Origin of the sequence: Agarivorans litoreus, from assembly GCF_019649015.1 — a bacterium.
Taxonomy (GTDB): domain Bacteria; phylum Pseudomonadota; class Gammaproteobacteria; order Enterobacterales; family Celerinatantimonadaceae; genus Agarivorans; species Agarivorans litoreus.
Genome location: NZ_BLPI01000001.1, coordinates 3,528,329 through 3,553,504, shown reverse-complemented (window position 1 = coordinate 3,553,504; position 25,176 = coordinate 3,528,329). Strand labels below are relative to the sequence as shown.

23 protein-coding genes, 1 tRNA gene and 1 riboswitch are annotated in these 25,176 nt (G+C 44.0%); of the genes, 12 read left to right on the top strand and 12 right to left on the bottom strand.

The annotated features are described in order from the left end of the window. The first annotated feature begins 5 nt into the window (after nucleotides 1–5). The gene (locus tag K5L93_RS16395; protein WP_220720786.1) at nucleotides 6–1,493 is read left to right on the top strand and encodes a carboxypeptidase M32; all 1,488 of its coding nucleotides are present in this window, start codon (nucleotides 6–8) and stop codon (nucleotides 1,491–1,493) included. A gap of 78 nt (nucleotides 1,494–1,571) precedes the next feature. On the opposite strand, the gene K5L93_RS16390 is transcribed toward K5L93_RS16395, so the two are convergent. Continuing rightward, a complete protein-coding gene (locus tag K5L93_RS16390; RefSeq protein ID WP_220720785.1) occupies nucleotides 1,572–1,892 on the bottom strand; it encodes a hypothetical protein in 321 nt (106 codons plus the stop codon). Nucleotides 1,893–2,151: 259 nt separating this feature from the next. On the opposite strand from K5L93_RS16390, the gene K5L93_RS16385 reads away from it, so the two are divergent. Then, nucleotides 2,152–3,246 carry a ketoacyl-ACP synthase III gene (locus tag K5L93_RS16385; protein ID WP_220721540.1) on the top strand — a complete coding sequence of 365 codons (1,095 nt, stop codon included), beginning with the start codon at nucleotides 2,152–2,154 and terminating at the stop codon, nucleotides 3,244–3,246. Between the two features lie 85 nt (nucleotides 3,247–3,331). Here the strand turns inward: K5L93_RS16385 and K5L93_RS16380 are convergent, their stop codons facing one another. The 4 genes from K5L93_RS16380 to cobT are packed head-to-tail and all read right to left on the bottom strand — an operon-like array spanning nucleotide 3,332 to nucleotide 6,158. Further along, a complete protein-coding gene (locus K5L93_RS16380) occupies nucleotides 3,332–3,766 on the bottom strand; it encodes a lysozyme inhibitor LprI family protein (protein ID WP_220720784.1) in 435 nt (144 codons plus the stop codon). Next, the gene (locus K5L93_RS16375) at nucleotides 3,747–4,331 is read right to left on the bottom strand and encodes a histidine phosphatase family protein (RefSeq protein WP_220720783.1); all 585 of its coding nucleotides are present in this window, start codon (nucleotides 4,329–4,331) and stop codon (nucleotides 3,747–3,749) included. Before K5L93_RS16375 ends, K5L93_RS16380 begins: the two co-directional genes overlap by 20 nt. Further along, nucleotides 4,328–5,131, bottom strand: a complete 804-nt coding sequence (locus K5L93_RS16370; protein WP_220720782.1) for an adenosylcobinamide-GDP ribazoletransferase — start codon at nucleotides 5,129–5,131, stop codon at nucleotides 4,328–4,330. Before K5L93_RS16370 ends, K5L93_RS16375 begins: the two co-directional genes overlap by 4 nt. Beyond that, on the bottom strand, nucleotides 5,118–6,158 hold the full coding sequence (cobT, locus tag K5L93_RS16365; RefSeq protein WP_220720781.1) for a nicotinate-nucleotide--dimethylbenzimidazole phosphoribosyltransferase: 1,041 nt from the start codon (nucleotides 6,156–6,158) through the stop codon (nucleotides 5,118–5,120). Before cobT ends, K5L93_RS16370 begins: the two co-directional genes overlap by 14 nt. Before the next feature lie 140 nt (nucleotides 6,159–6,298). Between cobT and K5L93_RS16360 the strand changes: the two genes are divergently transcribed. The 3 genes from K5L93_RS16360 (at nucleotide 6,299) to purU (ending at nucleotide 9,201) form a co-directional block, all read left to right on the top strand. Next, complete coding sequence (locus K5L93_RS16360) at nucleotides 6,299–7,780, top strand: DUF3369 domain-containing protein (RefSeq protein WP_220720780.1); 1,482 nt, start codon at nucleotides 6,299–6,301, stop codon at nucleotides 7,778–7,780. A gap of 94 nt (nucleotides 7,781–7,874) precedes the next feature. Further along, complete coding sequence (locus K5L93_RS16355; RefSeq protein WP_220720779.1) at nucleotides 7,875–8,336, top strand: YchJ family protein; 462 nt, start codon at nucleotides 7,875–7,877, stop codon at nucleotides 8,334–8,336. Nucleotides 8,337–8,364: 28 nt separating this feature from the next. Continuing rightward, on the top strand, nucleotides 8,365–9,201 hold the full coding sequence (purU, locus tag K5L93_RS16350) for a formyltetrahydrofolate deformylase (RefSeq protein ID WP_220720778.1): 837 nt from the start codon (nucleotides 8,365–8,367) through the stop codon (nucleotides 9,199–9,201). Here the strand turns inward: purU and K5L93_RS16345 are convergent. Then, the gene (locus tag K5L93_RS16345) at nucleotides 9,198–9,728 is read right to left on the bottom strand and encodes a VC2046/SO_2500 family protein (protein ID WP_220720777.1); all 531 of its coding nucleotides are present in this window, start codon (nucleotides 9,726–9,728) and stop codon (nucleotides 9,198–9,200) included. The two genes, purU and K5L93_RS16345, sit on opposite strands and share 4 nt — an antisense overlap. A 164-nt stretch (nucleotides 9,729–9,892) precedes the next feature. On the opposite strand from K5L93_RS16345, the gene K5L93_RS16340 reads away from it, so the two are divergent. From K5L93_RS16340 to bamJ, 4 genes are all read left to right on the top strand, one after another. Further along, nucleotides 9,893–9,976 (top strand) — tRNA-Tyr (locus tag K5L93_RS16340). A 288-nt stretch (nucleotides 9,977–10,264) separates the two neighbouring features. Then, nucleotides 10,265–10,348, bottom strand: a riboswitch (cyclic di-GMP riboswitch). A gap of 169 nt (nucleotides 10,349–10,517) precedes the next feature. Then, nucleotides 10,518–12,170, top strand: a complete 1,653-nt coding sequence (locus K5L93_RS16335) for a response regulator (protein ID WP_220720776.1) — start codon at nucleotides 10,518–10,520, stop codon at nucleotides 12,168–12,170. 134 nt (nucleotides 12,171–12,304) lie between these two features. Further along, complete coding sequence (locus K5L93_RS16330; RefSeq protein ID WP_220720775.1) at nucleotides 12,305–13,285, top strand: ion channel; 981 nt, start codon at nucleotides 12,305–12,307, stop codon at nucleotides 13,283–13,285. 107 nt (nucleotides 13,286–13,392) lie between these two features. Then, on the top strand, nucleotides 13,393–13,872 hold the full coding sequence (gene bamJ, locus K5L93_RS16325) for a BamJ family beta-barrel-assembly machinery protein (RefSeq protein ID WP_220720774.1): 480 nt from the start codon (nucleotides 13,393–13,395) through the stop codon (nucleotides 13,870–13,872). A 63-nt stretch (nucleotides 13,873–13,935) separates the two neighbouring features. Here the strand turns inward: bamJ and K5L93_RS16320 are convergent, their stop codons facing one another. From K5L93_RS16320 to K5L93_RS16295, 6 genes are all read right to left on the bottom strand, one after another. Further along, nucleotides 13,936–15,171, bottom strand: coding sequence for a cystathionine gamma-synthase family protein (locus tag K5L93_RS16320; protein ID WP_220720773.1), 1,236 nt, complete (start codon nucleotides 15,169–15,171; stop codon nucleotides 13,936–13,938). 87 nt (nucleotides 15,172–15,258) lie between these two features. Continuing rightward, a complete protein-coding gene (gene iadA / locus K5L93_RS16315) occupies nucleotides 15,259–16,407 on the bottom strand; it encodes a beta-aspartyl-peptidase (RefSeq protein WP_220720772.1) in 1,149 nt (382 codons plus the stop codon). Nucleotides 16,408–16,456: 49 nt separating this feature from the next. Next, entirely contained in the window at nucleotides 16,457–17,176 is a 720-nt protein-coding gene (locus K5L93_RS16310; RefSeq protein ID WP_220720771.1) for an ABC transporter permease, read from the bottom strand. Nucleotides 17,177–17,186: 10 nt separating this feature from the next. Beyond that, nucleotides 17,187–17,885, bottom strand: coding sequence for an ABC transporter permease (locus K5L93_RS16305; RefSeq protein ID WP_220720770.1), 699 nt, complete (start codon nucleotides 17,883–17,885; stop codon nucleotides 17,187–17,189). A gap of 57 nt (nucleotides 17,886–17,942) precedes the next feature. Next, nucleotides 17,943–18,707 (bottom strand): transporter substrate-binding domain-containing protein, encoded by a 765-nt coding sequence (locus K5L93_RS16300; protein ID WP_220720769.1) that lies wholly within the window; start codon nucleotides 18,705–18,707, stop codon nucleotides 17,943–17,945. A 59-nt stretch (nucleotides 18,708–18,766) separates the two neighbouring features. After that, nucleotides 18,767–19,537, bottom strand: a complete 771-nt coding sequence (locus K5L93_RS16295) for an ABC transporter ATP-binding protein (RefSeq protein WP_016403704.1) — start codon at nucleotides 19,535–19,537, stop codon at nucleotides 18,767–18,769. 850 nt (nucleotides 19,538–20,387) lie between these two features. Here K5L93_RS16295 and K5L93_RS16290 point away from each other — a divergent pair. The 3 genes from K5L93_RS16290 (at nucleotide 20,388) to pflA (ending at nucleotide 25,168) form a co-directional block, all read left to right on the top strand. Then, complete coding sequence (locus K5L93_RS16290; RefSeq protein ID WP_220720768.1) at nucleotides 20,388–21,929, top strand: DUF3360 family protein; 1,542 nt, start codon at nucleotides 20,388–20,390, stop codon at nucleotides 21,927–21,929. A gap of 125 nt (nucleotides 21,930–22,054) precedes the next feature. Then, complete coding sequence (pflB, locus tag K5L93_RS16285; protein WP_220720767.1) at nucleotides 22,055–24,337, top strand: formate C-acetyltransferase; 2,283 nt, start codon at nucleotides 22,055–22,057, stop codon at nucleotides 24,335–24,337. 90 nt (nucleotides 24,338–24,427) lie between these two features. Continuing rightward, the gene (gene pflA, locus K5L93_RS16280; protein ID WP_040307632.1) at nucleotides 24,428–25,168 is read left to right on the top strand and encodes a pyruvate formate lyase 1-activating protein; all 741 of its coding nucleotides are present in this window, start codon (nucleotides 24,428–24,430) and stop codon (nucleotides 25,166–25,168) included. Nucleotides 25,169–25,176 lie beyond the last annotated feature (8 nt).

Here is a 25,176-nt window from a genome sequence, read left to right as displayed (position 1 = left end):
TAACTATGACTAAGCAAACTGCTTATCAACAGCTCTGTGAGCACTTTAAACACCTGTCAAAACTCTCTCACTTAAATTCGATTTGCGGCTGGGATCAGGCCACCATGATGCCAGATGGTGGTAACCAAGCTCGCGCCGAAGCCTTAGCAGAACTAGCGGTGATTATTCATGAAAAGTCCACCCGCCCAGAAATGGAGCAATGGCTAGAACAGGCACGGCAAGAAAACCTTAACCCAATGCAACAGGCTTCGCTTCGAGAAATGTCTCGCAGCTGGCGCAATCAAACCGCCCTTCCCGCCGATTTGGTTAAAGCTAAATCGCTCGCCACTGCCCGCTGTGAGCATGCTTGGCGTGAGCAACGCGGCGCCAATGATTGGAAAGCCTTCCAAGTTAACTTGCAAGCAGTAATGCAGCTAGCCATTGAAGAGGCGCAAATACGGGCAGATAAAACCGGCTTAAATCCTTACGATGCCATGCTCGATCTATACGAACCAGGCATGCAAATGCGGCGCTTAGATAAAGTATTTGGTGAGCTGCAATCTTGGCTACCGGACTTGATAACTCAAGTGGTCGACAAACAAGCTAATTGGCCGGAGTTAAGGTTAAATGGCCCCTTCCCTAGTGAACAGCAAAAGAAACTAGGTTTAGCGGTAATGGAAAAACTGCAATTTGACTTTAAGCATGGCCGACTAGATGTAAGCGCTCACCCGTTTTGTGGCGGAGTGCCCAGTGATGTACGTATAACCACGCGTTACGAAGATGAAGATTTCACCCGTTCATTAATGGGCATTGTGCACGAAACTGGTCACGCAAGGTATGAGCAAAACCTTCCATTAGATTATCTTGATTTACCGGTGGGACAAGCCCGTTCTATGGGTATACACGAGAGCCAGAGTTTATTCTTTGAAATGCAATTAGGTCGCAGCCAAGCCTTTGTTGAGCAACTATTACCCTTAGTTAATCAGCACTTATGCCAGCAGCAGCCAATGCAACTTGAAGAACTTAAGCAGCACTATTTAAGTGTTAAGCCGGGTTATATTCGAGTAGATGCCGATGAGCTGACTTATCCTGCCCATGTGATGCTGCGGTATGAGCTAGAACGCGACCTAATCAACCAAGATATTAAAGTGGCAGATATCCCTGAGTTGTGGGATCACAAAATGCAGCAATATTTAGGTTTGTCTACTAAAGGAAATTATCGCTATGGCTGCATGCAAGATGTACATTGGCCTGCAGGCTTAATTGGCTACTTCCCTTCATACTCGCTAGGCGCAATGTACGCCGCACAATTTCATGCGGCTTTAGTTAAAGCCAAACCCGACTCCCCCAAAGCGGTAGCAGAGGGCAACTACAATGAAGTATTTGCTTGGCTACAACAAAATATTTGGTCACAAGCCAGTATTTACGATACCGATGAGCTGGTAAGCCGTGCTACAGGTGAAACCCTAAATACTCGCTATTTTGAGCAGCATTTACGCAATCGTTACCTTTAACCTTAGCCCGATAGAGCTGAAGTAAATCACTAAGAGCTTAACCTAAACGAATTGCGGTTAAGCTGTCTCTTTAACAACTTATTGCTCGTTTGCGTTCAGCAATAACCAGTCTTGTGGCTTAGGATTTACTGGGGCTTCTACTTCATCGATAGCAGAAAATGTCCAAATAAACATAGATTTGAAAAAGGCTTCTTCATTATCTATTTGGCCATTTACAGCCACCAGTTTTTTAGGTGGAAGGTTGCCAATAACATCGCCACCAAAAGCTAAAAGGCTTAGTGAATCTGCGTAGAAATCAACGGTTAATTCAAAAAAACGCGTATTATCAGTAAAACTAGATATTTGAGTATTATCATCACCAGGTGGAGACAATACAGAATTGTGTTGTTGCGCAGCCATAACAGACCCCATTTACGTAATCCAGAGAGTAATTGAGCGTCCCTGTTACATAAATTGACCTACATATTATTAGGTCTAGTCCATCAATATGGGCTGATTATGGCACAACTTGACCAATAAAACACCAGCTAAAGCTAAAATGTGAGCTTTAGCTACAAAAAGCCACTGTTTGAGACTAATTCTTGTTCTAGTTTGGTTATTTGCAATGCATAAGGCATAATCCTTGGCAACTTCAATTAGCCAGAGTTTTAAGCACGCTATGTACAATGCTGAAATTACCGGTTGGGGCAAATGTATGCCACCAGCACGACTCACTAACCACGACTTAAGTACTTTTCTAGACACATCGGACGAGTGGATTAGTAGCCGGACAGGCATAAAAGAGCGCTGTGTTTCTCATGTAGATATTGCTGAACTCGCAGCTACCGCTGGCTTACAAGCTTTAGCTGCTGCGGGGCTAAAAGCAGAACAACTCGATGCGATTATTTTGTGTACCTGCACCCCTGGTACATCAGTACCTAGCAGTGCCAGCCGAGTACAACAACTACTTAAAGCAGAACAAGCCGCCGTATTCGATATGAATGCCGCTTGCTCAGGTTTTGTTTACGGCATGCAAACAGCCTCTGCCTTAATTCAAACCGGAGCGATGAAACGCATTCTGTTGATTGGCGCCGAGCGATTAACTCAATTACTCGACTGGACTAAACGCGATACTGCAGTATTGTTTGGCGACGGTGCTGGCGCAGTGATTCTAGAAGCAAACGACCAAGCGGAAAAAGTAGGATTTCTTGCAGCAAAACTAGGCTGCGATAGCGAGAAACGTGAGATCCTGTTTATTTCAGATTTTGGCACTAACCGTAAACGTTTTTCAGGCGTAGATACGCTTTACAATTTTCAGTTCGAAGGACCTGAGATTTTTAAACGTGCGGTAAAAGGCATGGGTGAAGCAGCAAGTAACGTATTAGAGCAGGCTAACATCGCCAACAATGAGCTCAACTTCATTGTGCCCCACCAAGCCAACTTACGCATTATTGATGCCCTAGCCAAACGTATTGATGCTCCTTATGACAATATTATGGTGAACATTGAAAAATACGGAAACACTTCAGCTGCCACTGTTCCAGTAGCCTTATGCGAAGCCTTAGAACAAGGTCGAATAAAGCCTGGCGATAACGTATTGCTGGCCGCTTTTGGTGCTGGACTGACATGGGGAGCGGCTGCGATTCGTTGGGGACAGCGAGTCACGCCAATAGCGGAATCAGACGCTAGCTTAAGCCCTTGTGAGCAAACAGCTTTAGAAATTTTGGCCCCCGCCATTAAAGGCTGCCAAGAAGCTCGTGCTGCAGAAGCGTAAATGCCCAAAGGCTGTTTATCTTTCCTGACAGCTTACCAACAAACAGCCCGCTAAAAGCGGGCTGTTTGCTATCTAAAACTCAAGGTTACCACTGGTGCAAACGGCTTAACCAATGCTGAGTAAGCTCTATCTCACAACTTAAATACTGGCTAGCCGAACCGCTGCCGCCAGCCATCATTAAGCTCTCCCAAGCACACAAAGACTGACGAAACTCACTAAACTCCACTTTGGCTTTTTCTAATGCCTGAACAGCGCCTTTTGCACCCTCACTGATGGACTCTAGGTCCATTGCTTGTTTATGCAGAACTACCAAGCGTTGCCTTACTTGGTGGTCAAGTTGCGCCAAACTATTCTCCAAGCATGTATTTACTTCTGGTTTGGTCGCACGCTGCCAGCACTTACCAATAATGTTTACTTTAGGTTTATTGGCCGAGGTACTTTCTTCACTGGCTTGAGCTTGCCCCAGAGCAAATGTTAAAGGCACACATAAGATAACAAGTTTAGCGATTAAGGTATTCAATGGCGGCTCCATTAGAGGCAAATGTTATACAAGTTAAGGATCCAAATTTTAGTGCTATTTTGCTGGACTCAGCCACAGGTAAAGCTTGAATATCTCCAACAATGGTACGAATAACCCCAGCATGAGTGAACCACACTTGGGTAATATTCGCTTCGCTAATAGTAGATAAGCGGGTTTGCCAAAAGCCTAGTACGCGTTGGCTAAACTCTGCAACGGTTTCGCCAGATTGACCAAGGCGATAGCCCTCTAAATGATCAGCCCAAGCGTCCAGTTGATTGCGGGGAATGTCATCCCACTTACAGCCTTCCCATTGACCAAAACTTATTTCCTTCAGAAAGTCTTGATATGCAATATCCTCCGGCATAAAAAGACTTTCGGCCAACTGGCGACAACGTAACAAAGGGCTAGCATACACTTCTGCTACCGAGTACTCGGCCAATAATTTTTGTAATCGTACTGTGGCTTGTTGTAGTTGTTCTGGTTTTGCTGGCATATCTAGCTGGCCATAACAACGGTTACTAGCAATATCTGGTTGGCTGTGGCGCACCAATAGCACTCGATTCACAGAATCAGGCCTGTATTAATAGCTGCAAGCAAACTGATATAAATGGCCACTTCGCTCAACTGCTGCTGTGCCCCTAAGGTATCCCCTGTATAGCCGGCTAATTTAAGCTTTAGGTAGCGAGCCCACAGTAGCGTGACTAGCAAGCAACTTAACACCGCAAAAGCTAACATATTTAGCTCTAATAAAGCTGCTGGCACTGCAACCCAAAACAAGGCTAAAAGAAGCTCTTTAGAACCAATCGACTGAGCAACAGCTTTGGCTTTACTCGGCTCAGACGGCTCACGAACGTAATCAAGTTTCCAGATAATAAGCACCGCGCTAAAGCGACTTAAGCTATGCGCTAGCCACAGCACCAATAAGAGATCCGTGGGAATTAGCGCCTGACTAAGGCTCAATAAGGCGCTAAATTTAATCGCCAATAGACTGCATAAACCTAGCACCCCATAGGTGCCTAGGCGGGAGTCTTTCATAATGCGCAGCATTTGCTCTGGCGTATAGCCACCGCCAAAGCCATCACAGCAATCGGCAAAGCCATCTTCGTGAAATGCCCCGGTGAGCCAGCAGCTGGCTGCCATAGAGAGCAATATAGCTAAGGGCGCTCCCAATATAGGCATTAATAGCAAGATTAGCCCAGCACTTACTAAACCAACAATCCAGCCAACCAAGGGGAAATACGCCACACACTGGCTGAGACTTTGGCCGCTATATCTCACACATTTCGGAACCGGGATCCGGCTAAAGAAACTGAGTGCATTAAACACTAAGTTCATCTCGTGTTTGGCGCGTTCAATCACGCTCACGGCTCACGCCAGCTGAGTCAAACGAGGCCATTTCTTTTAAGAACACCAGCGCAGACTCAACCAGTGGATAAGCCAGCACGGCGCCACTTCCTTCACCCAAGCGCAGTGCTAAATCCAGCAAAGGCTTAGCCTCTAGCGCTTCAAGCAAGCGCTGATGAGCATGCTCTGCACCTTGGTGACAAAAAATCATGTATTGTGTTACTAAGGGGTTTATCTGGCTGGCCACCAAGGCAGCCGCAGAGCAGATAAAGCCATCTACCAAAATAACGATGCGCCGATGAGCGGCTTCTAGCATCGCTCCCACCATAGCAGCAATTTCAAACCCGCCTACTTTGGCTAGCCATTGCTGCGCGCTGTATTCACCTTGATGGTATTGCATCGCTTGCTGTAATACTGCCCTTTTATGCTGTAAGCCTTGATCATCTAAGCCAGTTCCGCGGCCAACACAGTCGCTAACATCCAGACCTAAGCAGCCCGCCATTATGGCAGCAGCACTAGCCGTGTTAGCAATGCCCATTTCGCCAAAAGCCAACAAATTCGAACCTTCACGTGCAGCTTGGGCAACTCGCTCAGCGCCAACGTCGATTGCTTGAAGACATTGCTCTTTGCTCATTGCATCGGCATTCACAAAACTCTTGGTGCCGTTTGCGACCTTACATAATTGTACCCCTTGCTCAGACAAAAGCTGGCCCACCCCAACATCAACGATCTCGAAGTCCAAACCATGTTGACGGCAAAATACATTAACGGCGGCTCCACCGTTAACAAAATTTTGTACCATTTGAGCGGTAACTTCTTGTGGGAAGGCGCTCACACCCTCAAGCGCAATTCCATGGTCCGCAGCAAATACAATCATTTTCGGCTGGCGAATTTCAGGCTCTAAAGTCTGTTGAATTTGCCCTATTTGGCAAGCCAAACTTTCCAGCTGGCCAAGAGAACCTTGTGGCTTAGTTTTTAAATCAATCTTATTGATTAAGGCTTCAGCTAAGCCTTGGTCTAGCGCTTCAATGACGAATTTATTATGCAAAATCAATTTCCTAGCGACATAAGTGCAATTGCTTAAGCTTAGCGTGTTTAATATCCAGTTTTAAGAAAAATATCCTAAGAGTCGCCAGTAATTTCCTATACTGATGATAGAGGCCTTATTAACGAGTGAGGACAGTAGCAATGGATGATAGTGCTGAACTATTCCTGTTTGATGAAGAAGACGATATCGCTACCGAAACCCTAGAGCCAGCTCCCTGGAAGGTGCTAATTGTTGATGACGACAGCGAAATGCATACGGTCACAAAATTAGTGTTAAACAACTTTTCTTATCAAGATCGAAAACTCAGCTTTATTGACGCCTATAACGCTGCCGAGGCTTATCAATTACTCAGTGAACACGGCGATGTTGCGATTGCCTTAGTAGATGTTGTTATGGAAAGTGACGATGCTGGCCTATTGCTTATCGATGATATTCGCCAACGCCTTAACAACCACAAAATAAGACTAATTTTGCGTACCGGGCAACCCGGCTTAGCGCCTATTAGAGAGGTGATTCGCCGCTACGATGTGAGCGACTACAAAAACAAAACCGAGTTAAGCGATGTAAATTTAGACACCTTAATGTGCGCCTCCCTTCGTGCCTACCAAGAAATTACCGAACTGCATTCACAACGCAATAACCTGCGTGCGGTCATCAATTCCTCCAGCCATATTGAAAACTGCAAAAACGAGCAAAACTTAGCTATAGGCGTGTTGAATGAGCTAATTGACTTGTTAACCCAGCAAGATGCCAAACTTACCCTCAGTGGCTTAGCCTTAAGTGTTTACCGCTCCAAGCTTAAAGTACTGCATAGCGAAGGGAAGCTGGCCTATTTAGAAGAAGTTCGCAGCTTACATGAGCTACCAAGCCGAGTTCAGTCATTGCTTAACCAAGCGCAGCAAAATCAACAGCACAGTTTTGGCGAGAACAACGCGGTGTTTTATTTGCAAAATACTGATAGCGAACCTTTGATGTTCTACCTAGAAGGATGGAACGACACCCAGCAATTACAGCTAGAACCACTTAACTATTTGATCCAAACTACGGCTGTGCGCCTAGAAAACCAGCACTTGCAAAAACAACTAGCTCACGGTCAACTGCGCCTGGTAGAGTTAATTTATCAAGCCATTCAAACCAAACAGTATAATACCGAGCAGCTTAGCAATATAGAACGCTATTGCGCTGAACTTGCTGTGGCTTATTCGCTAAGCGACCAACAATGTGAAGCATTAAACCAAGCCGCTAGCTTTTATGACCTAGCTAACCACGGCTTACCCGACGTGCTCCTTAGCTGTAACATGTTAAGCCAAGGGAGTTGGCAGCGCATTGCCGAACATTGCGAGCTACCAGATGCACTTAAAGATCCCGCAGTACAACTGCAAATCGATGCAGCCCTTATCGTAGCTAATCAAAGCCAAGAACACTGGGATGGTAGTGGCCGACCACTAGGCCTAAGCGGTGAAGCCATTCATGTTTACGCCCGTATTGTGGCTTTAGCGGTATTCTTAAGTGAGCAAACAGATCAACAAGCAAGTTTGGCTCAGCTTGATTTAGCCAACAACCCACACTTTGATCCTCAATTAACCACATTTACGGTTAAGCACATGTTAAATCCTGATTAATAAGGCCAATTTGGCCAAACTATCACCAAGTTTCAGCTGCCTTATCGGCAGCTTCTTGCTACACTTCGCCCTTAGTCAAATTTGAGGTTTCCCTGTGTTAGTTTGCCCCTGCGGTAGCGGCAACGATTTTCTTCAGTGCTGTCAGCCCATCATCACCGGTGATTGCTTACCAACAAGTTGTGAGCAGTTAATGCGTTCTCGCTACACCGCGTTTACGCTGGGCGATGCTAGTTATTTATGGCAGACGCACCACCCAGACTATCGACAAGGCGATGCCCCGCAATCTTCAACTAAAGAAGATTTAGGGCAATGGGAAAAGCTACAAATAATCTTTAGCTGTGACTTTAAAGATGGCCAAACAGGCATAGTGGAGTTTAAAGCTCATTATCGCGAACAGGGTCAACGACAAATTTTGCACGAGCGCTCTAACTTTAAGAAAGTTAACGAGCGTTGGTTTTATACTGATGGAGAGTTCGCCCCAAAAGCCTTGGCGCGTAATTCAGCTTGCCCCTGCGGAAGCGGCAAAAAGTTTAAACAGTGCTGTAATAAATCTTAACTTTAAAACTGAATAAATCGAAAACACAATGGAAAGAAAAATTCTATTAACCGAATGCCCAGACGCAAAAGGTTTAATCTCAAGCATTACCAATATATGTGCTAAGCACCAGCTTAACATTATTAAAAACAACGAGTTTGTTGATAACGATGCCAATCGCTTTTTTATGCGTACAGTGTTAGAAGGCTACTTTAACGACCAAACTTTACTTGCCGATTTAGATGGCGCACTTCCAACTGGGAGTACCCGTCGCTTAGAGAGTGCCGGACGCAAGCGTATTGTTATCATGGTAACCAAAGAAGCGCACTGCTTGGGCGATCTACTCATGAAAGCCGTTTATGGTGATATGGATGTAGAAATTGCTGCAGTAGTGGGTAACTACGACAGCCTACGTACCTTGACGGAAAAATTTGATATTCCTTTCCATCATATTAGCCATGTAGATTTAAGCCGCGAAGAACATGAGCAACAAGTGATTAAGGTGGTGCAACAGTACCAACCTGACTACGTAGTACTTGCCAAGTATATGCGTATTCTTACACCAGCTTTTGTCGAAGCCTTTAGCAACAAAATCTTAAACATTCATCACTCGTTTTTGCCAGCATTTATTGGTGCTAAGCCTTATAAACAAGCTTACGACCGAGGCGTAAAAATTATTGGTGCCACCGCCCACTTTGTAAACAACGATTTAGACGAAGGGCCAATCGTAGAGCAACATGTAATTCATGTTGATCATACCTACAGCGCCGAAGAAATGGCCAAAGCTGGCCGTGATGTAGAAAAAGCTGTATTAAGTAAAGCCCTACAACAGGTGCTTGATGAAAAAGTATTTGTATACGGAAATCGTACCGTGGTGTTTCGTTAATTAAAGTACTTAACGCTAAGTGGCTTAGAGTAATCGAAGTCACTTAGTAGCTTGTACATCTCACTCCCTTTCACTTCTTTATCTATTTCTTGTTGCTGCTTTGGCTTAGCTACTTGGTGTTTTACCCGACTGAGTAAGTCAACGTTGTTCATTACCTCATGTGGTAAACCGTCGACACTGTCTTCTGCACACGCCGCATAGCCGCCTAGAGCCTGTTCTAAACGAATTCGTGACGGCTCACCAGCATGCAGGTGCTTGCTCCAATTAGCTTGCACAGGAAACTCATCATCTAGCGCTTTAAGAGCACGAGCTTGAGCCAGTTGAAACTTATCACGTAAGTCTTGCTGAACTTGTTCATGCTGTTGCTTTTGCATTGAAAACTGCGCTTGATCGCACACGTTTTGGCTAAGCATGCTAAGCAATAAATGAAAATGAGCCTGATCACCCTGCAAGGCACTTTGGTTAAGCCTATCGCCCAACTGTAGTTCATCACACAAGCTACTTTGTCTAATTTGCTCAACTAACATATTGCTCCTCCATTACCTTTAAAGCTATCGGAAAAGCAGGCTAAAACTTTAGCAAATTTCGGCCAAATGCACAGATAATAAGCAAACAGTTATCTGCCAATAAAAATGTCGCTGTTTTTACTTTACAGCCCAGCAAGTTCTGGTAATATGCCGCTCCACAAGCAGGAGGGGTTCCCGAGTGGCCAAAGGGAACAGATTGTAAATCTGTCGCGAAAGCTTCGGTGGTTCGAATCCACCTCCCTCCACCATATCGATAAAAAAAGACATCTTAAGATGTCTTTTTTTATGCCCGAAATTTGCCTTAGATATGCAATTAGCGCATAGCAAAATACTTAGTTGAGCAATAACGAGTAGATTTGGAAGTCTTAGGAGTAACAGCATTTAGAAACAAATGCTTAACAAGATAAGGCAGCGGAAACAAATACGCCAAGCTAATTTTAGCTTGGCGTTCCAACCAAATACGGAAAGTAATAAACGGTAAATAGACTAACTTACTAAGTAGAAAGATGTACATTGTGCAAATCTAACCACTCAACTAAGGCGGTCCAGCCATCTTAAGGTTGCCCTAAAGACCTGTAACTTTCCGACCTTGGATCACTCCAAGTTTGGCTTTGACTCAGCGCTGATGAGACCAAAAGACTCACCAACGCCTCAATATTAAATCAAACTTAACTATTTTTGCAAGGTTTAATAGAAGATACTACTTAGGTGCTAACTGTCTATACTTACACTACTTTATCGCTTGGTAACTTATGCTAGGATAAGCCAAAAGGATTAGAACACTCAGTAATGGCAACGCAATACAATTATAGCGACAAGCAAATACTCATTGTTGATGACCAACGAGCTTTCCAGGTTATGCTTAAGGCCATGTTGCAAAACTTTGGCGCAACCGATGTTTATTTTGCGAACACTGGTGAAGCAGCAGTAAGAGCGTGTAGAAAGCGCAAATTCGACATTCTTTTAGTAGATTATAACCTTGGTACTGGCAAGAATGGTGGCCAGCTTTTAGAAGAACTTCGTGTTAGCGAGTTGTTAGAAGTTGACGCGCTGTTTTTTATTATTAGTGGTGACAACAATAAAAGCATGGTGCTTAGTGCTCTAGAAATGGAGCCAGACGAGTTTATAACCAAACCATTTTCTCAGTTTCAGTTACACAACCGCCTAGCAAGAGCCCATGTAAAGCGTCAAAGTTTGCGCGAGGTGTATCACGCATTATCTAAAAAACAGTATCAGCAGGTTATAGAGCTGTGTGACAAACAAATTGAAGCAGAGAGTCGTTACAGTAATTATTGCCGAAACTTACGTGTTGAAGCGCAAATCGCCTTAGGTGAATACCAAGCCGCTAAACAGGCTTTAGAAGCCATATTAGAACAACGCAAACAAACCTGGGCCAAAGCCACCCTTGGTCGCGTTCATCTATTGCTAAAAGACCATAAAAACGCCATCGAAACACTTAGCCGTTCTATTGCAGAAAGCCCATTACTACTCACCGGCTACGATTGGTTAGCTCGCGCTTACCGAGCCAACGGCGAGCTAGACAAAGCCTTAGAAACCGTACTAAAAGCCTCTAAGTTGGCAGTAAATAGTATTGAGCGACAACAGTTACTCGCCGAGCTTGCGATGGAGGCTGGCGATTTAACCCTAGCCAAAGAAACCTTTTCTACTATTTTGCAGCTTGCTAGGCGCTCTATTCACCGCGGCCCCCACCACCTTTGTAATTATGTGCGCAGCTTGATTGATGAAGCACAAAACGAAGATGATTTATATCGGAAAAATCGCTTACTTCAAGAAGTAAACTCAGTGTTATTTCACGCAAGACGCGAAGAGGGTAAAGATGATGATTTTAATTTTGATGCCTTTGAGGGCATAAGCCAAGCACGGGTGCATGCCACCAAAGGTGAGCTAAACAAAGCCAAACGATTGCTGTTTGATAGCCACGACGGTTTATTAGATGCCCCCAGTAAAGTGAGTGGCGAGTTGTTGCCTGATACCTTCCTAACCCTAAATTCCGTGGGAGAGTTCGAGTACGCAATGCCCTTTGCTGAAGAGTTAGAAAAACGCGATGGCATTGACCCGATATCGCTGTCCTCTGCCCACAAGGTGCTAAAAGCCGAAGATTTTGAGCTAAAGCTTGGCCAGTTTCGCGAATACAACAAAATGGGCATTGAAGCCTACGAAGAGAATCGCTTCCACGAAGCCACTAGCTATTTTGATAAAGCCTTACAAGTGGCTCCTGGTAATACTGGTGCAATCTTAAACAAAATTCAGGCGATTTTGAAACAACTCAATCAGTCGGAAAAAGGCCTAAGCGGTCAATTATTATCTGACTGTAAAATAACCATTAAATTACTCGACGGGCTGAAATTAAACGATAACCACGCCGAACGTTATTCAACCTTAAAAAGTGAATTCCAGCAGCTAGGCAGCAAGAAAAAGTAACTCCTTGCCTCTACACTCCAGCCACTAAAGAGTACTCGCAAAATTTTTCTTTTGAAATACACTTATCTTAAGGCCAGTGAATAAAACTGGCTAATAATCAGATTGTTGGTTAATAGCCGGAGAGTTAGCAAAATATGGAGAAATGCTGCGAATGCTTGTATCAAGAGAGTTCTGGTGCCAGCTGCAAACAACCAGCCTTAGAAAGCGGTTTGTGTTTTTGGCATGATCCTGACGTAGATAAATCCAGTGACGAGATAAAAGATCAGCTAGAAAGCCATGCCAAAAACGGCGGTATGTTACGTGGTATAAGTCTAAAAAAAGCTAAGCTCGCAGGAATAGATTTAGTTCGCTATAACAGTAAGCAAGGTTACGACTTATCTGGTGCTGATCTCTACCGATGTGACCTGAGAGGGGCCCACCTTTTTAATATTAACCTGCAAAGCGGCAGTTTAATGAAAGCCGATTTACGGGGAGCCAATCTTAATCACGCAAATCTAACAAAGACCAATCTGCTGGGAGCCAAAATGGACCAATGCAAATGCGACAGCCTTTGCGTTGGCGAAAAAGTACTTCAAGAGCAATTAGGTAGCGCAGCAGAGCAGCAACAAGATAAAGAAGCCATGGCCGACTATTACCAACAAGCCGAAGAAGTGTATCGCGGCCTGCGTAAAACCGCCGAGTCGGAAGGTTTGTTTACTACTGCAGGCGTATTTTTACGTAAAGAGCTCACCATGCGACGCTATCAAATGCCCAAGCTTTCTTATCGGCGCGGAATATCTAAGCTAGTTGACTTAGTATGCGGTTATGGAGAGTTGCCAATACGCGTAGTGTATACCTCACTCTTTATCATTTTAAGCTGCGCCATCATTTACTTTTTTACTGGCATCCATTTCAACGGTAACATTGTTTCTCTCGATATTAATCAAAGCCTTGGGCAAAACGTTGTGGCTTTTTTTGAATGCTTGTATTACAGCGTGGTCACTTTTACCACTCTTGGTTACGGCGACTTTACCCCAGTTGGACTTTCCCGTATGTTCGCTGCCATAGAGGCCTTTAGTGGCAGCTTTATTATTGCCTTGTTTGTTGTGGTATTTGTAAAAAAAATGACCCGCTAGTGCTGTTGAGGCGACTTTTCTTAGACAAGCAGTGCTTTTTAACTAGCACTTTCGTAAAGTTAGATTAACATTTACTTTTTACTCAACCCCCTAGTAAGGAATCGACTTTGAAATTTGTGGTTCTCGCTCTACTCGCTATTTTTGTGATTTTATTTATTCTCCGCGCCAATAATAACGCCAAAGCGGTTAAACAAAACCGTCAGTTAGGCCACGACTTTCTTGCTGAAAACGCTCAAAAAGACGGTGTGATAACTACAGAGTCTGGGTTGCAGTATCTAATCCTTGAAGATGTTGTAGAAGGTGCTGAGAAACCTTCTGCAAACAGCACTGTAACCGTTCATTACCATGGAACACTGTTAAGCGGCTTAGTGTTTGATAGTTCGGTAGAACGTAACCGCCCTGCTCAATTCCCACTAGGGCAAGTTATCGCGGGCTGGACCGAAGGCTTGCAATATATGAGTGTAGGCGAGAAATTCCGTTTCTTTATTCCCAGTCAATTGGCCTATGGCGACCGCAGCGTAGCGTCAATTCCTGCTGGCTCTACCTTAATTTTTGAAGTGGAGTTGCTATCAATAGATAGTAAGTAAATATTTCGGGTAAATGCAAAAAGCCTTGGCGTGACCAAGGCTTTTTTCTATCAATTTTCTTTACTAAGAACTGGCTAACGCTTGCTCAAAGTCCTTGAGTAAATCTTCAGTATCTTCAATACCAATTGAGCAACGGATCATTGTTTCACTGATTCCCGAGGCTTGACGTGCCTCTAAACCCATTTCAAAGTAAATGGTTTGGGCAACAGGCAAGGCTAAAGTTCGATTATCCCCTAAATGGGTCGCATTAATTACGATATTGGTTTTATCTAAAAACTCTGTGCTGTTGATCCCATCAACTAAATCAAAGCTAACCAACGCGCCATAGTGCTTAAACAAGTCACTTGCTCGTTGATGCTGAGGGTGAGAAGCCAAGCCTGGGTAATACACCTTAGCCACTTTAGGGTGCTCATCTAACATCTTGGCTAAGGCTAAGGCATTGGCACACTGGCGCTCCATACGCAGGGCCATGGTTTCTGCCCCTACCGAAAGCAAATGCGCAGCTTGCGAGCTCAAGGCTCCACCAAAGTCTCGCAGGCCTTTTTTCTTAATTTGGTTAATGCCCCACATCTTAGGATCGCCACTGCGATAACCTTCAAAAATATTGGGATAAGCACTCCAATCAAATAAACCTGTATCACTTACCGAGCCACCCAATGCATTACCATGGCCGCCAACATACTTTGATAATGAGGTAATGATTAAGCTCGCACCTACAGACTTAGGCTGAAAAAGGTAAGAAGAGGTTAAGGTATTATCCACTACGTAAACTAAACCTCGTTGCTCACATAACTTTCCAATCCCCGCTAAATCAACTATCTGGGTGGCAGGATTAGCAATGGTTTCAACAAACACCATTTTGGTGTTGGCTTGGCAAGCCTGCTCTACTGCGTCACTGCTTGTGGCATCCACTAAGGTCACCTCAATGCCATAACCTTTTAGCGTGCCAAATATGCTGCTGGTGTTACCAAATAAAAAACGACTCGCTACGATGTGGTCACCAGCCTTTAGCAAGGTTAAGAACACCGTACCAATGGCCGCCATACCGGTACCAAATACTAAACTGGCAACACTCTCATCAAGCATGGCAATTTTGCGTTGTAAGTAATCGAGAGTAGGCGTTGATTGGCGCGCATAAGCATGGCCAACTTGCTTGCCTTGAAATACATCCACCAAGTCTTGAGTGGCAGCGTATCCATAAGGTACCGAATTATGAATTGGCGCATGAACAGCGCCATCCTCTACGCCAGCTAAACGGTCGCAGTGAACCAGCTGTGTTGTGAATCCTTTAAAGCTCATAGGGCTACTTCTAGTAAAAACCAAGTGCCGCTATTATGCCTTAGCCAAGGTCTAAAAACGAGCAGCCCTCACTAAGCTAGTTCTGAGCTAGATTTTCTTAGCCCAAATACTGCAACCTTTGGCAAATACTTGCTTAATCGCTAACGACTGCTGGTCAAGAACGACTAAATCGGCATCAAAGCCTGCTGCTAATTGACCTTTATTTTTTAAGCCCAAAATCTTGGCAGGGTTACAACTAATCACCGACAGCGCTATGTCTAAAGGCACTTGATAAGACTGAACTGCTTCTTTAGCAGCCAGGTATAAACTCTCTAGTTTTCCCGCTTGCATACCCACTAACTCACCAGCATCATCAAACAGCGGTAAACTCGCATTAGCATCTGAGCTAAAGCTCACTCGTTGCCAATCTAAGCCCTTATCAACAATGGTTTTAAGCGCTTGAGGGCAGCTTACCTCACCGTCTTCGATAAACTGCGGAATAGTGCTAGTGGTGAAATCGATAGCTCCGCCCTCACTCAAAAACGCTAGAGCGTCGTTAAACAGGGCCTGATTACGATTACAATGGGTAGGATAGAGCTGAGTGATTGATAAGTCAGATTGCTTAACAATCTCTCGCAGTAGATTTAATTTTCCTTTTCCATCACCAACGTGGAAAAAGCTAATACCTTTTTTACCCGCCAACAAGCCCGCAACGCGCGCCTCGGCAGCCACTTCGGTAAAAGCCTGTACTGAGGCCTGACTAGCTCGATGATCAGCAATGGCTAGCTCACCTACACCTATCATCTCAGGGATTAATACAATGTCTTGCTCGATGCTTCCGGTGATGGTTTTAACCGGCAGATGATAGGAGCCGGTGTAGCAATAGCAACTTAAACCCATGGCGCTTAACTCTCGTGCTTTACCTAATACTTGCGCTGGAGTGCGGGTAACACTATCTGTACCTAATGCGCCTACTAAAGTAGTAACTCCAGTGGGTGCGGCATCTTCAAAACTAAGCTCTGCAGTGCGATAAGCAAAGCCCCCTTCACCACCGCCGCCGGTAAAGTGGACTAAGGCATCCACAAAACCAGGGGCTAGGATGCTGCCTGATAAATCAATACTGTCTACTAAGCCATGACTGGCCTTAAGCTCAATATTCGGTGCAAGCTGCAAAATGCTACCATTAGCCAACAAAACATCCATTAAGCCTAGGGCTTCTGGTGCGTAAACCTGTGCATTTTTAAGTAAAGTGAGCATAGCTATCTTCTTAACTCCAAAAAAAGGGGCCTAGGCCCCTTTGTAAAACTTAACTTAGCGGCCGTAAGTGGCGATGCCAGCGTTTTTCCCAATGCTTAAAGCCATATACCAGCAAAAAGGTCACCGATAAGTAGATAAGCGCGGCAAAGGTAAAGGCTTCAAAGGGTGCATAGTATTTAGCATATACATCACGAGCAGCACCAGTTAGGTCAATAATCGTTACCACACTCGCAATCGAACTAGCATGCAGCATAAAAATCACTTCGTTACTGTAAGCGGGTAATGCTCGGCGAAGCGCACTTGGCAAAATAATCCGGCGCATCGCCTTACCATTAGACATCCCATAGGCCTTAGCAGCTTCTATCTCACCACGCGGCGTTGCGACAATGGCACCTCGGAAAATCTCAGTGGTATATGCCGCTGTGTTCAATACAAAGGCCAATAAACAAGGATAAAACGCTTCTCGCACTATCGGCCAAAACATTGAATCCTGAATACCCTCAATATAGGTCACGCCATAGTAGATGATATAAAGCTGAATCAGTAAGGGAGTACCACGAAATACGTAGGTAAATACCCAAACACTGCGGCTAATTAAAAAGTTGTCTGAGGCTCGCATAATGGCAAGGGGAATTGCCAGAATTAGACCTAATATTAGCGACAGAAATACCAATTGAACGGTCATCACTAAACCGTCCCAGTACCCTAACACAGTGGTTAAAGTAAAAATGTCATTATTGGCGAGTAAGTTCTCGATAGTTTCATACATAATTAAGCGCTTACCTCACCGTTCCAGCACTAAAACGAATTTCTAATCGTTTTAGGAAAATTTCAGAAACACTAGTAAGTGCAAGGTATACAAAGGCCACTGGAATAAAGAACAAAAATGGTTCATGTACCGCACCTGCAGCTTCTTTGGCTAGGCGTACCATATCGGCTAGACCAATCACCGAAACCAGTGCTGTCGTTTTCACTAATACCAACCAATTGTTCCCAATGCCCGGAATGGCGTGACGCATCATTTGCGGTACGGTAATACGACGAAATACCTGCAAGCTACTCATACCATAAGCTTTACCGGCTTCAATTTGGCCATTATCTACAGCTAAAAAAGCACCGCGAAACGTTTCGGCCATATAGGCACCAAAGATAAAACCAATAGTAGTAACACCTGCGACAAACTCGTTGATATTAATGTAATAATCGATATCAAAGTTGTCGTATAACCAATCAGAAAACACATTCATCATGATTTGAGCGCCAAAGAAAATAAGCAGCATTAACACTAAGTCGGGCACACCGCGAATAACGGTGGTGTAAACCACAGCAACGCCATTAGCAATACGGTTTCTTGATAAACGCGCCACCGCTGCCAACATACCTAAAATTAGCGCTACAGCCAATGATAAGAAGGCAACTTCAATAGTGACAATCGCCCCCATAAATATTGAAGGGCCGTAACCATGAAGATCTAACATAATGAGTCTCTTAGAAAGTTAACCCGAGCTAAGCTCGGGTTAATGGTAGTGCAAGGTTTACTTCTTAATACTGTAATCGAAGTATTTTTCGTTGATTTTGTCGTATACACCGTTGGTTTTAACGGTAGCTAAGGCTTTGTTGAACATTTCAATCAGTTCGCCATCACGCTTACGAGCAGCAACACCTACACCTTCACCCAACTGTACGTTGTCGCCTAACACTTTAAAGTCTGCGCCTTTCTCAACTTCAATAATCGTGCTAACGCCTACAGGGAAATCGATAACTACAACATCTAAACGGCCACCGTGAAGATCTACAACTAGGTCATCACCGGTTGTGTAACGTTTAATTTCAGCTACTTTCGAGTAGTTGTCTGTTGCGTAAGTATCTTGAATAGTACCGCGCTGAACGCCAACCCGTAGGCCTTTTAAGGTTTCTGGTTTAGCTGGGTCAACTTCACTGGCTTTAGGGCCAAAGAAACCGGTTGGCGTGTTGTAGTAAGGTTCTGAGAACAATACCTTTTTCGCACGGTCTTCGTTAATTGACATAGAAGAGAAAATTGCATCGTACTTACGTGCTAGTAGGCCAGGAATGATGCCATCCCATGCTTGAATTACCCACTCACACTTAACTTTCATTTCTTCACAAACCGCGTTACCTAGGTCAATTTCAAAACCGGTTAGTGAGCCATCAGGTGCTTTGTACTCAAATGGTTCGTAAGGTACGTCTACTGCTAAACGAACTACTTCCCAATCTTTTGCTTCAACAGCTGTAGTACTTAGTGCAACTGCACCTATCATCGCGATTAATGTTTTTTTCATTTTTTACTCCGTGTTGTTTGCTTTAAGCGAGTTAACGCTTGTCTTCCATAGTTATAATTTTAGTATTTTGGGGCTAGAAATTGTTTCATGCGCTCAGAATCTGGATTTTCGAATACTTTTTGTGGGGAACCACGCTCTTCCACTATACCTTGATGGAGGAATAACACCTGATTGGATACGTCACGCGCAAAGGCCATTTCGTGGGTTACCACTAACATGGTGCGCCCTTCCTCAGCCAGGCTACGCATTACCTTGAGCACTTCGCCCACCAATTCGGGGTCAAGTGCGGAAGTTGGCTCATCAAATAACATCACTTCAGGGTTCATAGCCAAGGCGCGAGCAATCGCAGCGCGCTGCTGCTGTCCACCAGACATGTGGGCTGGGTAATAATCTTTACGGTCGTGCAAACCAACACGCTCTAACAAGCCTTCTGCTTGCTCAATAGCTTCTTTCTTTGGGATGCCTAACACATGAACCGGCGCTTCAATGATGTTTTCTAATACAGTCATATGTGACCAGAGGTTAAAACCTTGAAACACCATCGACAGTTTAGAGCGAATTCGTTCTACTTGTTTATTATCAGAAGGTAAACGCTCACCATTGCGTAAGTGTTTGAAGCCAATCTTTTCGCTATGAAGTGCAATATCGCCTTGGGTTGGGATCTCAAGTAGATTCATGCAGCGTAAAAAAGTGCTTTTGCCAGACCCAGAAGAACCGATGATGGAAATCACATCGCCCTTGTTTGCGGTAAGGTCAATACCCTTAAGTACTTCATTATCGCCAAACACCTTGTGGATATTTGATGCTTCTAGTGCAGCCACATCACTCATATTTTATGTTTACCTTGTTAATGACTGCCTAAGCAACCAGCCTTGTTTCCTAAGGCGCGTAGTTATTGTTAAATAATTTGTTACACGTTCAACCCAACGAAAAGTATCATCGCAAAAGACAAAACTCAACATTTTATGGGGCATTTAGCTCTCTTATTATTACAAAACACCCTATTAAGCGATTTTATTAGCATCTTTATATTCAATCTGTATGCATAGATACGCCATTAAACGCCTGCGCAACGAATTTAATTTCAGTTTTAGAATTTTAGCTCGGTTTTTACCAAAAATATGCCTTTTAGTTCAGTTTGCGCCCAGCGATGCATTCTCTGTTGCGAAATTGTAAAATACCACTTCAAGATTAACCGTAATTAAGTGAGCCAAATCTCATTACTAATCCCTCTATTTTAGTAAGTAAATTACAGAATAAAGCCAGCAACTTCAGCTAAGCTTCGCTTTACCCCACAAATAAGTAGTAAAATTACACAAATTATGGGCTTTTTTGACACAGATCAAATTCCAAATCTTGCTTACTTTGATACAATTTTGCTATCTAAAGTAGCAGGTAAAAGTTGTGCTTAAGAACTACAAAACAAGCGGCCTAAGAATTACCGACAATAATATTCAAAATCGCCGAATTTTGTGTTTTTTTCATATATCTTTAACGCAGTTAATTTCAACACTTTCTAACTTTAGCTGCATACTGTTAATTCACGCTTTATACTCACTACCCTTATATGTTGTTCGTCCCATTGAGACGATTATCGCGAGTGAGAAGGATCTCAGGCTTAACATCACATAATTAAGCACCTGCGATTTACCGGTTTTTATATTTGTTTTTGAGGAAACTATGTCTAGTAACAACCACCAGTCTCAAGACGAAGAATTGAGCTATTCAGAAGCGCATCGACCGGCTTCTGAGTTTGAAACTCGTTCCGACTACTTAGACCACGAACTAAAAATCATGAAACCTCGACGCTGGGGTTTAAATTTACCAGGTCGTGACTTCCGCTTCGAATGGGAAGATTTGGTGCCAGCCATTGCCGGTACTATTGGTATTATCGCGATGTACTCTGCAGTAATGATGGCATGGGCTGATGGTCTAACCGAGCGTTGGGACCACATCAACCTAGGTACTGAGTTTGCTATTGAGGTAGCTCGAGTAGAAATGCTTATCCCTGCGTTACTTTTCTGTGTATTAGCTTCGGGGGTATTTAACCCGCGCGCTAACCTTGCAGGTAACCATGGTCCAATGATTCCATTGATTGGCGCCATCGCTTTAGCAGGTGCTCACCCGCTTGCATTAGCTATCTTACTTGGTGTGTTTGGTTTACTTCTTAGCTTCTTTAAAGGTGGCTCTAAACTGGTGAACTTAACCAGTGAAGGTGTTGCTGGCGGCTTGCTGGTATTCCTTGGCTTTGGCGGTACTATGTCCATGATTGGTGACATTCAATCTTGGTCTAAAGGTCTTGAATCTGTTGATGCTGGTATTGCTGCAGGCGAGATGGGCTATGTAGGCTTAGTTGTTTTAGCCGCTACCATTGTATTGTATGCATTCTTAGCAAAAATCGGTAAACGTTGGTTAGCGATTCCAGCCTGTGCGGTTATGGGTCTAGCAATTGCCTTAGCATTTGGCGCTGGTTTTGACCTTACTTTTAAAACCGAGATGGGCCTACCTAACCTAAACCCAGTTTACTGGTGGGGCTCTACTGAGCAAGGTTGGCAGTTAGGTTTACCTAACATGGAACACTTTATCGCTTCACTACCGTTTGCAATTTTAGCTGTAGCAATGTGGTCACCAGACTTCCTAGGTCACCGTATTTTCCAAGAACTTAACTACCCACGCGGTACAGACAAAGTATTAATGGATGTTGATGACACCATGACTACTTGTTCAGTTCGTCAAATTGTAGGTACTGCTGTAGGTGGTGGTAACATCACATCTAGCTGGGGTACTTACATGATCCCAGCCGCGATTGCTAAACGCCCAATTCCTGGTGGTGCAATTTTGCTTGGTTCACTATGTATCATCATTGCAATTTTAGGCTTCCCAATGGACGTTGCGGTATGGCCTCCAGTAATGAAGATTGCTTTACTAGTAGGTGTGTTCTTGCCATTACTAGAAGCAGGCATGCAAATGATTAAAGACACTAAAGATTCACAATCTGCTGGTATCTGTATCTTTGCAGCAGCGGTAACTAACCCAGTATTAGCTTGGGCACTGACAATGTTACTTGATAACAATGGTCTAATCGGTGATAAAGAACGTCCGAAGAAGCTATCTTTCGCAGATCGCATTGTTATCCCCGCTACCGTATTATTGATTTGTTTTGTAGCCATGATGGCTGTAGGTATGTTGGAAGGTAAATACGGTATTCCAGCATTGTTATAGTATTAAATCTTTACCTCTCGGAACAGGCGCTATACTTGTTCCAAGGGGGTTGGATAGCGGCTCTTTAGCTATCTGTTAAACCATAGAATATTCATTTGTATACCAACTTATAGGTGGGACAAAAAATGGCAGAGAAGAACGATGTTTTTGCTAGTGCTTGGGCAGGCTTTAAAGCCGGCGAATGGCAAAATGAAGTTAACGTTCGTGACTTTATTCAGACTAACTACACTCCATACGAAGGCGATGAAAGCTTTCTAGCTGGAGCAACCGAAGCAACGGATAAGCTTTGGGCCAAAGTTATGGAAGGCATTAAAGAAGAAAACCGCACTCACGCGCCGGTAGACTTCGACACTTCAGTAATCTCAACCATTACTGCTCACGATGCTGGTTACATTAACCAAGATTTAGAGCAAATTGTTGGCCTACAAACTGAAGCGCCACTAAAACGTGCGATTATCCCTAACGGCGGTATTCGTATGATTGAAGGTTCTTGTAAAGCTTACGATCGCGAATTAGATCCAATGGTAAGCAAGATTTACACTGACTACCGTAAAACTCATAACCAAGGTGTATTTGACGTTTACACTGGCGCTATCATGAAGTGTCGTAAGTCAGGTGTACTAACTGGTTTGCCAGATGCTTACGGCCGTGGCCGTATCATTGGTGACTACCGTCGCGTAGCACTTTACGGTATCGACTTCTTAATGGCTGACAAAGTTAAGCAACACCGTTCTTTAGAAGGCGACTTTGTAAACGGTTCTGACCTAGCTTCTACTATGCAGCTTCGCGAAGAAATCAGTGAGCAGCACCGCGCACTAGGCCAAATTAAAGAAATGGCAGCTAAATATGGCTGTGATATTTCTCGCCCAGCAGAAAACGCAAAAGAAGCTGTACAGTGGACTTACTTCGGCTACCTAGCTGCTGTTAAATCACAAAACGGCGCTGCAATGTCGTTTGGTCGTACTACCACTTTCTTAGATGTGTACATTGAGCGTGATATCGCTGCTGGCACACTAACAGAAAGCGAAGCACAAGAATTAGTAGACCACTTAGTAATGAAGCTACGTATGGTTCGTTTCCTACGTACGCCTGAATACGATGATTTGTTCTCTGGTGACCCAATCTGGGCAACTGAGTCTATCGGTGGTATGGGTACTGACGGTCGTACACTAGTAAGCCGTACAGCTTTCCGTTTCTTGAACACGCTATACACAATGGGTCCTTCTCCAGAGCCGAACATTACTGTTCTATGGTCTGAGCAACTACCTATTAACTTCAAGAAATACTGTGCCAAGGTATCTATCGATACTTCATCTATCCAGTATGAAAACGATGACCTAATGCGTACTGACTTCGACAACGATGACTACGCAATTGCTTGTTGTGTATCACCAATGGTTGTTGGTAAGCACATGCAGTTCTTCGGTGCTCGCGCTAACTTAGCTAAAACACTGCTTTACGCAATTAACGGTGGTATGGATGAGAAGCTTAAGATCCAAGTTGGTCCTGTTTCTGACAAGATTACCGATGAAGTTCTAGACTTTGACGACGTAATGAGTCGCCTAGATAGCTTTATGGATTGGTTGGCAGAACAATACGTGACCGCACTTAACTGTATTCACTACATGCACGACAAATACAGCTACGAAGCTTCATTAATGGCGCTTCACGATCGTGACGTTCGCCGTACAATGGCTTGTGGTATTGCAGGTCTGTCAGTTGCTGCTGACTCATTGTCTGCTATCAAATTTGCCAAAGTTAAGCCTATTCGTGACGAAGACGGTATTGCTACCGACTTTGAAATTGAAGGTGATTACCCTAAATTTGGTAACAACGACGACAACGTAGATGACATTGCTGTTGACCTAGTTAACCGCTTCATGAATAAGATCCGTAAGCTTAAAACTTACCGTGATGCGATTCCTACACAGTCAGTTCTTACTATTACTTCAAACGTTGTATACGGTAAGAAAACAGGTACTACTCCAGATGGTCGTAAAGCAGGTGCTCCTTTTGCTCCTGGTGCTAACCCAATGCACGGCCGTGATGAGAAAGGTGCGGTAGCGTCTTTAACGTCTGTTGCAAAACTGCCATTTGCTAACGCACAAGACGGTATCTCTTACACCTTCTCTATCGTGCCAAACGCACTAGGTAAAGATGACGATACTCAGAAGTCTAACTTAGCAGGCTTAATGGACGGTTACTTCTACCACAACGCTGACGTAGAAGGTGGTCAACACTTGAACGTTAACGTTATGAACCGTGAAATGTTGGTTGATGCGATGGAAAATCCTGAGAAATACCCTCAGCTTACCATCCGTGTATCGGGTTACGCAGTGCGCTTTAACTCGCTAACGCCAGAGCAACAACAAGACGTAATTACTCGTACTTTCACACAAAGTATGTAATTGAACGTTAAGTAGTTCTGCTTAGCAGAGACTGCGGTTATAATTAACCTTGCCCAAGTTTTTGGGCAAGGTTTTTTTTTGGAGAAACAAATGTCAAAGATTGGGCGAATTCACTCTACTGAGTCTTGCGGAACCGTTGATGGACCAGGGATCCGGTTTATTGTATTTATGCAGGGTTGCTTGATGCGCTGCCAATATTGCCATAACCGCGATACTTGGGATTTACACGATGGCAAAGAAGTTAGCGTTAGTGAGCTAATGAGTGACCTTACCCCTTATCGACGTTTTATGAATGCTAGTGGTGGTGGTGTCACAGCTAGCGGTGGAGAAGCAATACTACAAGCTGAATTTGTACGCGACTTATTCCGAGAATGTCAGGCTCAAGGTATTCACACCTGTTTAGATACCAACGGATATGTGCGTAAACATACCGAGGTCATTGACGAACTACTTGAAGTGTCAGATTTAGTCATGCTCGACATTAAACAAATCCATGATGATGTGCACCAAGATTTGGTGGGCGTAAGTAATAAACGTACCTTAGATTTTGCTCGCTACTTGCACAAGGTAGGGCAAAAAACCTGGATACGTTATGTTGTCGTGCCAGGCTTTACCGACGACGAACAATCAGCACACGACTTAGGCGAGTTCTTAGCACCTTTTGATAATGTGGAAAAAATTGAATTATTACCCTATCACGAGTTAGGTAAGCACAAATGGACGGCCATGGGCGAAGATTACCCACTTGCTGGCGTTAAACCACCGAGCAAAGACACCATGGAAACCATTAGCGGCATATTAAAGCAGTATCACGATAAAGTGATTTACTAATAGCATCT